The sequence below is a fragment of the Rhizobium sp. MHM7A genome, from assembly GCF_005862215.1.
Taxonomy (GTDB): Bacteria; Pseudomonadota; Alphaproteobacteria; order Rhizobiales; family Rhizobiaceae; genus Rhizobium; species Rhizobium bangladeshense.
This window is the reverse complement of the sequence record NZ_VCHT01000025.1, coordinates 41,655-50,155: the sequence shown is the minus strand read 5'-3', so window position 1 is coordinate 50,155 and position 8,501 is coordinate 41,655. Positions and strand designations below refer to the sequence as shown.

Below are 8,501 nucleotides of genomic sequence, written 5' to 3'. Positions count from 1 at the left end.
ATGAGCGCGATGTTCTGCTCGGCCGTCAGCTCGAGCGGCAGGGCTATGGTGACGTCCTTGGCGAGCTGCGCGTCGGATCGCTTCTCGAAGCCCTCCACTTTGTTCCAGAAGGCCTCGGATGCGCCGGCGACCGACCGATCGGCGATCATTGCTCGCAGCCACGCCGGCGCATCGGCGGGGATGATGAACTCCTCGTGCAGAAGGCCTTGCTTTCGCGTGTAGTCGATCGTCCGGGCTTCTCGCTCAAACTCCATCTTGGTGCAGTGCCGGTAAGCGGCCGACAGGACGGCGCTGCGGCCGGAGCCACGGGCGACGACGCTGACGGAGAAGTGAGGGACGGCCACGGCGGAGTTCTCTCCCGGTTGCGAACGAAATCAAAGGGTTCGTGGGGAGCGGCGGCCACCAGGCTCTCTCAGCAACACGTCGCGCCAGCGACGTATAATTGCGCCCTTGGAAGCCGCTCCTTCGGAACGGCCGGGATCATTCCCGAAAGCATCGCCCTTGGCGATTGTAGGATTCACAGTAGTGCGTTCCGCACTCCGGTCCGAAAAACTGGGTTCGAAAGACAAGCTTTCGCACCCAGGGAGACAGACGGACATGAAGAAGCCATCCGCGAAACTTCGCGACGAAATCGCCAAGCTGCAGGAACAGCTCAAGATCGCCGAGACCCGGGAAGCGGAACGCATCGGACGGATCGCGCTCAAGGCGGGCCTTGGCGAGATCGAGATCGACGAGGCGGAGCTTCAGGCAGCGTTTGAGCAACTGACCAAGCGATTTCGCGGAGGGCAGGGCGCTACGGCCGGAAAAGAAAGGGGAGGGGCAGCCGTCGTCTCGCAGCAAACCGCGCCGGTCACGTCTGGCGCGGGCGCGGGCAGCGCTGGCGAGGCTTGAACGCATGGCGAGGACGATGACATCCGACGCCCGCAAGAAGGACACGCGAGAAAAGATCGAGCTCGGCGGACTGATCGTCAAGGCCGGTCTGCGCTACGAGAAGCGAGCACTGTTGCTGGGCGCGCTGGTCGATGCAGCGCGCCGCATCAAGAGTGACGATACCGAGCGGTCCAGGCTCACGGCAATCGGCGTGGAGGCCTTCGGCAATGACGATCAATAGGATTGCGCTCGTCGTCATGCCAGGGACGTTGATGATCCTGGTCGTCATCGGGATGACAGGGGTAGAGCAGTGGCTTTCCGGTTTTGGCAAGACCGAGGCCGCGCGACTGGCATGGGGGCGGGCGGGCATCGCATTGCCCTATGTGGCCAGTGCGGCGATCGGAATTCTGTTGCTGTTTTCGAGCGCCGGTTCGATCAATATCAAGCAGGCAGGTTGGGGCGTCGTCGCGGGATGCAGTGGGACGATCTTGATCGCAGCCATTCGCGAAACAATGCGCCTTTCCGCTTTCATGACAGTACCCGCCGACAAGACGGTCTGGGCCTTTCTCGATCCGGCGACGTCGATCGGCGCGAGTGCGGCGCTCTTATGTGCCGGCTTCGCGCTTCGCGTGGCGCTCATCGGCAATGCGGCATTCGCAAGGGCCGAGCCAAAACGCATTCAGGGCAAGCGGGCGCTCCATGGCGAAGCGGATTGGATGAAACTGACGGAGGCAGCAAAGCTGTTTCCCGATGCCGGTGGTATCGTCATCGGCGAGCGCTATCGGGTCGACAAGGACAGTGTCGGGAGCCAAGCGTTTCGCGCCGACAGCGCTGAGACGTGGGGCGCCGGCGGCAAGTCGCCGTTGCTGTGCTTCGATGGCTCGTTCGGCTCGTCGCACGGGATCGTCTTTGCCGGTTCCGGTGGCTTCAAGACGACGTCGGTGACGATCCCGACGGCACTGAAATGGGGCGGCACGCTGATCGTGCTCGATCCTTCGAACGAGGTCGCACCGATGGTCTCCGTGCATCGCGGCGGAGCCGGAAGGGATGTATTCGTCCTCGATCCAAGGAAGCCTGACATCGGTTTTAACGTGCTGGACTGGGTCGGTCGTTTCGGCGGGACGAAGGAAGAGGATATTGCCTCGGTCGCCTCCTGGATCATGAGCGACGGCGGAGGCGTGCGTGGTGTCCGTGACGACTTCTTTCGCGCATCGGCGCTGCAACTGCTGACGGCGCTGATCGCCGATGTCTGCCTGTCCGGCCGCACGGACGAGCACGACCAGACGCTTCGGCAGGTGCGCATGAACCTCTCGGAGCCGGAGCCGACATTGCGCAAACGGCTGCAAGACATCTACGACAATTCGGGCTCGGATTTTGTGAAGGAAAACGTCGCAGCCTTCGTCAACATGACGCCGGAAACTTTCTCCGGCGTCTACGCCAACGCGGTCAAGGAAACACACTGGCTTTCCTATCCGAACTACGCGGCGCTAGTATCGGGAAAGAAGTTCGCGACCAACGACATCGCGGCCGGCAATACGGACGTCTTCATCAACATAGACCTCAAGACCTTGGAGACCCATTCCGGTCTTGCCCGCGTCATCATCGGGTCCTTCCTGAACGCGATCTACAATCGTGATGGAGCGTTGAAGGGCAGGGCGCTGTTCCTTTTGGACGAGGTGGCACGCCTGGGCTACATGCGGATTCTCGAAACGGCTCGTGACGCCGGCCGAAAATACGGCATCACGCTGACAATGATCTACCAGTCGATCGGCCAGATGCGAGAAACCTATGGCGGCCGCGACGCGGCGAGCAAATGGTTTGAGAGTGCGAGCTGGATCTCGTTTGCTGCCATCAACGATCCGGAAACGGCCGACTACATCTCGCGACGCTGCGGCATGACAACGGTCGAGATCGACCAGGTGAGCCGGAGTTTCCAGGCAAAGGGATCATCGCGGACACGCTCGAAGCAGCTCGGCGCCAGACCACTCATCCAGCCGCATGAAGTTTTGCGCATGCGCGCCGACGAACAGATCGTCTTCACCGCAGGAAACGCGCCACTCCGATGCGGACGAGCCATCTGGTTCCGGCGCGACGACATGAAGGCATGCGTCGGCACAAACAGGTTTCACATGATCGGGGATACGCCAAAGCCTGCATGATCCAAGCCGGCGCGCGGTGCAACCGAGCAAGGCTGATCCAGGAAAAAGAAGAGTATCGGAGAAATCAGCATAGCGACGCCCGACGGGCGAGATTTCGGGAATTCTCGTTGCGTGACGGGAGGAAAACAGGGCAGCCGCAGGAGCCTCAACATAGTGGCCCGAAGGGGAGGCGGGATCGACTGCCCCCGCCCGTCGCGCACCATTTTGCCGGCCACACCGCAGCCCGGAGCCAAGCTCCTCCGTAAACGCAGATGAAACCGGGTCCGACATAGGTTGAGACGAAACGAGGGGATCGGAAAGTGGCGAAATCAAATGTGGTTCCGTTTAGAAAGCCGCCGAAGGCCGGAGGCGGTCGCGACCGGCAGCGCGCGGGTGGAGGACTGCTGAGATCTGGGCGGAACAGATGGCGTAAACGCTCGACGGCAGTTCTATGCACCGTGATCATTGCTGTTGGGGGTTGGCTTGCCTATGGCGGCGCCGACGTTCTCCCCGATCTCGCCACTTTGGCCAAGAAACCGATGACGGATTCATTGTCGACCGCATTTTCGATGTGCGACGGAAGCCATCGAGCGAACTGCGTCGTCGACGGCGACACATTCTGGTTCAACGGCGAGAAAATCCGCATCGCCGACATCGATACGCCTGAACTCAGCCCGCCCCGGTGCGAGGCGGAACGGATAAAGGGTGAGGCGGCAAAATCCCGCCTGCTGACGCTGCTCAACGCTGGAAAATTCTCGCTAGCGGCCGGGTTCCGTGACGAAGACAAATATGGACGCAAACTGCGAACCGTATTTCGTGCAGGCAATTCGCTGGGCAATGCCTTGATCAAGGAAGGGCTTGCCCGATCATGGGATGGTGCCCGACACGGCTGGTGCCAGGGCGGGTGACAGCCATCATCACCTTCCCTGCACGGGAGAGGGATAGGGGTTTGGGGAAAGGGAGGAGGGAACCGTCTCCCTTTCTCCCTGGGAGGAAGTTTGAAGGAGGGGCATTGCCCTTCCTTCATGGGGTGAGATCGAGAGGGGCGGCAGAGCCCCCCTTTCATAGCCGCTCCGCTCGGTCGATCCGGCTGGAGGGGCTCATGTGAATAGGCAAAGACCAGAGGCGACAAGCCGCCTCTGGTCTCGACCTCAGTCGCTCGGATCGAAAGGCTCTTTGTCCTCAAGGCCGGTGTGCCATCGTTTGTCGGACCACCGCGACGGGAGGTAGATCTCATCACCGCCGAAGTGCGCAATGATGATCTCGCTGGCCTCGTGGAACAAACCGAAATCGACCTTGTTGTCGACTGCCCAAAGCAGCGCTGCAGACAGAAACTCCCGCGAGATATCGGCGGGAAGATGCACTTCCGCATCGAAATTTCGGCGCAGCCGTTCAAGCCAATCCGGCTGTTGATCCGGCCGCTTCTGATCTTCTTCCACCACACGAGCGAATTGATGCTTTGTCATCAGAGTCTCCTTTTCGTTTTCTGACGAAAGGTGTCGGCACCGTAGTCCGTGAGGGGTCAGGGACCGCGGAACGCGGCCGCCCTGCGGCGAGCGGAGGAACCGATTTTCTCTGTGCCGCTTGCGGCGTTGGGAAAATTGGGGGGGCCGCGATGTCCTTGACGCCGGAGTGCGACCTGAAAGTCGCATGAATCTCTGTTTCGAGAGGAGAACACGTGATGTGAACTTTACGAAACCGACCGTTCCATCGGTCGTTCCCTACCCGAACATGCGAAGTTGGCAACGACTCCGTGTGGAGCTTCGGGGACAACGTAACCACCGGGTGACCGGTCCACCGAACCGTGAGGCGAAGTGGAAACTGCCAGCACAAAGGCGGTGAGGTGCAAGGGATGAGCAATGACGACCAACACAAGTGAACTTCCGATAAACGCCGTAACAAGGAACAAGCCAAATGTGCTGATAGGCTTGAACCAAAAGGTGTGCAGCAAGGTGTGGTCCTTTCCGGTTGGACCTCCATGGACGGAAAGCTGCCGGCGAAAAGGAAGGGTCCGACTGGCTCTGAGATTCATGCGGAACAGGGTAAGCCCATAGCGCTGCCGGTAACGGCAGGCGAACCGTAAGGAACGCTGTTGGTGTTGTGGGTAAAGGAAGGCGGAGAAAGCGAAGGCCCGGCTGTAATGGTCGGGATACGGGCTGCAACATCGCCCGACACGAAAGTGGGCAGACTTCCGCTCGGTCATTCATGGCGAGAGAACATGACTAATTGCTGGACGAGGAAAAGCAGATGACGGCAATCGGTGCGAAAGCAGCGAATGCTGGTGCGTCCTCGCACGGAGGGCAGATTTGGGATCAGACAGACTGGTCGCAGATTGAAGCAACCGTGAAGCGACTTCAAGTGCGTATCGCCAAGGCCACTCGCGAATGCCGATGGGGCAAGGTAAAAGCCTTGCAACGTCTGCTGACCCGCTCGCACAGCGGCAAGATGCTGGCTGTGAAGCGGGTGACGGAGAATCGCGGGAAGAAAACGCCGGGAGTGGACGGAGAAATCTGGACAACCCCGGTGGCCAGATGGAAGGGAGTAATGTCGCTGCGGCATCACGGCTACCGTACCATGCCGTTGCGACGCGTTTATATTCCCAAGAGTAACGGCAAGAAGCGCCCGCTCGGGATACCCCGTATGCTGTGCCGCGCAATGCAAGCCTTATGGAAGCTTGCGCTGGAACCAGTGACGGAGACCTTGGCGGACCCGAATTCCTATGGATTTCGGCCCAAACGCTCGACAGCCGACGCCATTGAGCAGTGCTTCATCACGTTGGCAAGACGGAAGTCCGCCACGTGGGTTCTAGAGGGCGATATCAAAAGCTGTTTCGATGAAATCAGCCATGATTACATCCTCGAGCATATGCCTATGGACAAGGCGATCCTGCGGAAGTGGCTTCAAGCCGGATATGTTGAAGAGGGAACTCTGTTCGAGACGCGGGCGGGAACCCCGCAAGGGGGCGTGATTTCGCCCACAATCGCTAACAGAGTGTTGGATGGGCTTGAGGCCGCAGTCGATGCAAGCGTGGGATCGTCGAAATCCACGTACCGAAAAGCCAAGCCCCACGTCATCCGTTATGCCGACGACTTTATCGTAACCAGTGCATCGAAAGAGGTGCTGGAACACAAGGTCTTGCCGGCGATCAGGAAATACCTGGCTGTTCGTGGACTGGAACTCTCGGACGAGAAAAGCAGAATCACGAACATTGCGGATGGTTTCGATTTTCTGGGCCAGAATGTGCGAAAGTACAACGGCAAACTTCTCATCACGCCGTCCAAACACAGCGTCAAGGCGCTGCTGGATAAGGTCCGGAGAATCATCAAAGGCAACGCCGCCATCGCGCAGGAAGGATTGATACAAATGCTGAACCCGATCATTCGGGGATGGGCGATGTATCACCGCCATGTCGTGGCGAAGGCGACCTTCTCTTCGATAGACTTCTACATCTGGCGCATGCTCTGGAGATGGGCGTGCCGACGACACCCTAACAAAGGAGCACGGTGGATCAGGAGAAGGTATTTCAGGGTCAACGGTAGCCAGTCATGGGATTTCAGCACGGAGGACGCCAAGTATGGGCTTGTCCGTGCAGCGGCTGTCCCAATCAAGAGACATGCCAAAATTCCGGCGCTGGCTAACCCGTTCGATCCCACATGGGATGACTACCTCGCCCGCCGTCAGGACGCGAAACATACCGCCGGGGAGCCCGGTGTCACAACGTGGCGCTGGAGAATGGCTTGAGCCGGGTGCGGAGTGATCCGCACGCCCGGTTCTTAGGGGGCGGCGGGGCAGCAATGCCCCGCTGCTACCCGACACGGCGGGTGCAAAATGGGACGTCAGAGAGAGATAGAACCGCGTCCTGAAGGGACGCGACCGCTTGCCATCTCCGATGGCGACGGGAGGCTCCGGCTGTCTCCGGACAATGAGATTTCGCAGAGGCATGCTTCTTGCTGCGAGAGGATCGTAACCCGGCGGGGCGGAGACCGCGTGCGGGCTCCGGTCGCGGTGCGACCACAGCCGTGCGCCATCGGCGCCTCGCCCAAGCCCCATTCTTCACGAAAATGAATCGGTCGCATCTGTAGGATTCACATATGTCGTTGGACGTAGCGGCGCCGTGTGACGATCATGCCGGCATGATTTCGCAACCATACCAGCTCTATGTCGAACGAACGGATCCAGCCAAGAACATGGCGCGGTATTATGCCATGGAGATCGAGCAGACGATGTTCGGAGAGGCCTGCCTGACCCGGCGATGGGGACGGATCGGCAAGCGTGGACAGGAAAAGCAGCATGTGTTCGAACGGGAGGAGGAAGCGGTTCGCTTGTTCCTTGAGCTGTTGAAGCAAAAACGTGGTCGCGGCTATCGGCCAAAAACAACCTGCCGATATTCGCCGAGCTGACGATGATTGTGTTCCGCGTTCCAGCTGGTAGAGGAGGGGCCGCTGAAGCGGCCCACGGCGTGTTATTCGCGCCGGTTCCAGTCGGTCTCGAACGACGCCTCGATCTCGACGAAGAACGGAATCTTGATGGCCAGTTTCAGGCCGAGTTTCCCCTTGCGGAAGTAGTGACAGATCACCTTGCCGAGGGTGCGGAGCCGACGGCCGGTGGCGGTGAGGAACTGAGCGAGCTGTTGCACGGTATTTTCTCCTTTCAAAATGCGGATATCGCGGGGATAGGCCGCATGGCGGACAAGGAGGGACGCACCTGAAAGGACGAAACGAGAGTGAAGGACCTGCCGGCGCCAAGAATTTGGCACGCGAGGAGCCGCAATACGGCGGGGAAAATTCTGGCGCCGGCAGGTTGCGGGCGACGGACGGGATGCAGCATCCCCGATGTCGATGACGGTAGATCGAAAGGAGAGTCGCAGCGGATCGCCCCTCTCGGGATCCTGGATGCCGCGGTCCCCCAATGCTGGTGGTATGCCGCCCTCAGAAGGGCGGCTCGGCGTCGATGGAACCATCCTGTTCGCCAAGCATCATGATCAGCTCGGCCTGGGCGATTTCGAGCTCGGCTTCGATCTCGCGACGCTCGGCGGGCTCGATGCAAGCGTTCAGCTCGGCGCGCAGTTCTTCGATTTGTTGTTCGATCATCGTCATCTCCTTGATGTTTGAGAAAGATGACGCCCGCCGGCGTGGCGGTGGGTCAGGGTCAAGGATCGCGCATGCGACCGCCAGCGGCGGTGAGTGGGGGAGCCGAAATGCGCCGGCATTTTGGGGGAACCGCTCTTAGGTCTTAGTCAAGTGTCCTGTTGAGAGAATAAGCGGCCCTCATTCGGGCGGCTCCTTCTCGGCGATCAGCGCGTCGAACTGGCGATCGATGACTGCCTGCTCTGCGAGAAGCTTTGCGAGCTCGGCTTGAGCTGCCTCGCGTTCGCTGGGCGAGAGGATGCAGGCGGCAAGCTCAATGCGCAGCTGCTGGATTTCGTCGTAGATAGTAAGCATGTGTCTCTCCTCTGTTTGAAGACGAGAGACGTGCACGATGCCGGAGCAGTTC

General features: G+C 59.9%; 11 protein-coding genes. 6 read left to right on the top strand and 5 right to left on the bottom strand.

Annotation, left to right across the window (positions count from 1 at the left end):
* Positions 1-344 (bottom strand): MobA/MobL family protein (locus FFR93_RS37825; protein ID WP_171049331.1); only part of this gene is annotated, 344 nt, incomplete at its 3' end.
* Positions 345-597: 253 nt separating this feature from the next.
* On the opposite strand from FFR93_RS37825, the gene traC reads away from it, so the two are divergent.
* The 4 genes from traC to FFR93_RS37805 all read left to right on the top strand — a co-directional run bounded on the left by traC (position 598) and on the right by FFR93_RS37805 (position 3,916).
* Positions 598-891: a conjugal transfer protein TraC gene (gene traC, locus FFR93_RS37820; RefSeq protein WP_011654562.1), complete on the top strand. Its 294-nt coding sequence runs from the start codon at positions 598-600 to the stop codon at positions 889-891.
* Positions 892-895: 4 nt separating this feature from the next.
* Positions 896-1,111 carry a type IV conjugative transfer system coupling protein TraD gene (locus FFR93_RS37815; RefSeq protein ID WP_011654561.1) on the top strand — a complete coding sequence of 72 codons (216 nt, stop codon included), beginning with the start codon at positions 896-898 and terminating at the stop codon, positions 1,109-1,111.
* A complete protein-coding gene (traG, locus tag FFR93_RS37810) occupies positions 1,098-3,029 on the top strand; it encodes a Ti-type conjugative transfer system protein TraG (RefSeq protein WP_138396905.1) in 1,932 nt (643 codons plus the stop codon). The genes FFR93_RS37815 and traG overlap by 14 nt, the downstream gene beginning before the upstream one ends.
* A gap of 437 nt (positions 3,030-3,466) precedes the next feature.
* Positions 3,467-3,916, top strand: a complete 450-nt coding sequence (locus FFR93_RS37805) for a thermonuclease family protein (protein ID WP_131714240.1) — start codon at positions 3,467-3,469, stop codon at positions 3,914-3,916.
* Positions 3,917-4,159: 243 nt separating this feature from the next.
* On the opposite strand, the gene FFR93_RS37800 is transcribed toward FFR93_RS37805, so the two are convergent.
* Complete coding sequence (locus FFR93_RS37800) at positions 4,160-4,474, bottom strand: hypothetical protein (protein WP_131714241.1); 315 nt, start codon at positions 4,472-4,474, stop codon at positions 4,160-4,162.
* 781 nt (positions 4,475-5,255) lie between these two features.
* Here FFR93_RS37800 and ltrA point away from each other — a divergent pair.
* A complete protein-coding gene (gene ltrA / locus FFR93_RS37795) occupies positions 5,256-6,749 on the top strand; it encodes a group II intron reverse transcriptase/maturase (protein ID WP_138396904.1) in 1,494 nt (497 codons plus the stop codon).
* 350 nt (positions 6,750-7,099) lie between these two features.
* Positions 7,100-7,408: a WGR domain-containing protein gene (locus FFR93_RS37790; RefSeq protein ID WP_018482047.1), complete on the top strand. Its 309-nt coding sequence runs from the start codon at positions 7,100-7,102 to the stop codon at positions 7,406-7,408.
* A 62-nt stretch (positions 7,409-7,470) separates the two neighbouring features.
* Here FFR93_RS37790 and FFR93_RS41195 read toward each other — a convergent pair whose 3' ends face one another.
* From FFR93_RS41195 to FFR93_RS41185, 3 genes are all read right to left on the bottom strand, one after another.
* A complete protein-coding gene (locus FFR93_RS41195; protein WP_018482048.1) occupies positions 7,471-7,644 on the bottom strand; it encodes a hypothetical protein in 174 nt (57 codons plus the stop codon).
* Between the two features lie 292 nt (positions 7,645-7,936).
* The gene (locus FFR93_RS41190; protein WP_018516739.1) at positions 7,937-8,098 is read right to left on the bottom strand and encodes a hypothetical protein; all 162 of its coding nucleotides are present in this window, start codon (positions 8,096-8,098) and stop codon (positions 7,937-7,939) included.
* A gap of 177 nt (positions 8,099-8,275) precedes the next feature.
* The gene (locus FFR93_RS41185) at positions 8,276-8,449 is read right to left on the bottom strand and encodes a hypothetical protein (protein ID WP_171049330.1); all 174 of its coding nucleotides are present in this window, start codon (positions 8,447-8,449) and stop codon (positions 8,276-8,278) included.
* Positions 8,450-8,501: the final 52 nt, after the last annotated feature.

Excerpts from the sequence above, each read along its gene's own strand:
- traC (WP_011654562.1), top strand. The coding sequence starts at position 598 with ATGAAGAAGCCATCCGCGAAACTTCGCGACGAAATCGCCAAGCTGCAG.
- FFR93_RS37815 (WP_011654561.1), top strand. The coding sequence starts at position 896 with ATGGCGAGGACGATGACATCCGACGCCCGCAAGAAGGACACGCGAGAA.
- traG (WP_138396905.1), top strand. The coding sequence starts at position 1,098 with ATGACGATCAATAGGATTGCGCTCGTCGTCATGCCAGGGACGTTGATG.
- FFR93_RS37800 (WP_131714241.1), bottom strand. The coding sequence starts at position 4,474 with ATGACAAAGCATCAATTCGCTCGTGTGGTGGAAGAAGATCAGAAGCGG.
- ltrA (WP_138396904.1), top strand. The coding sequence starts at position 5,256 with ATGACGGCAATCGGTGCGAAAGCAGCGAATGCTGGTGCGTCCTCGCAC.
- FFR93_RS37790 (WP_018482047.1), top strand. The coding sequence starts at position 7,100 with ATGTCGTTGGACGTAGCGGCGCCGTGTGACGATCATGCCGGCATGATT.
- FFR93_RS41190 (WP_018516739.1), bottom strand. The coding sequence starts at position 8,098 with ATGATCGAACAACAAATCGAAGAACTGCGCGCCGAGCTGAACGCTTGC.
- FFR93_RS41185 (WP_171049330.1), bottom strand. The coding sequence starts at position 8,449 with ATGCTTACTATCTACGACGAAATCCAGCAGCTGCGCATTGAGCTTGCC.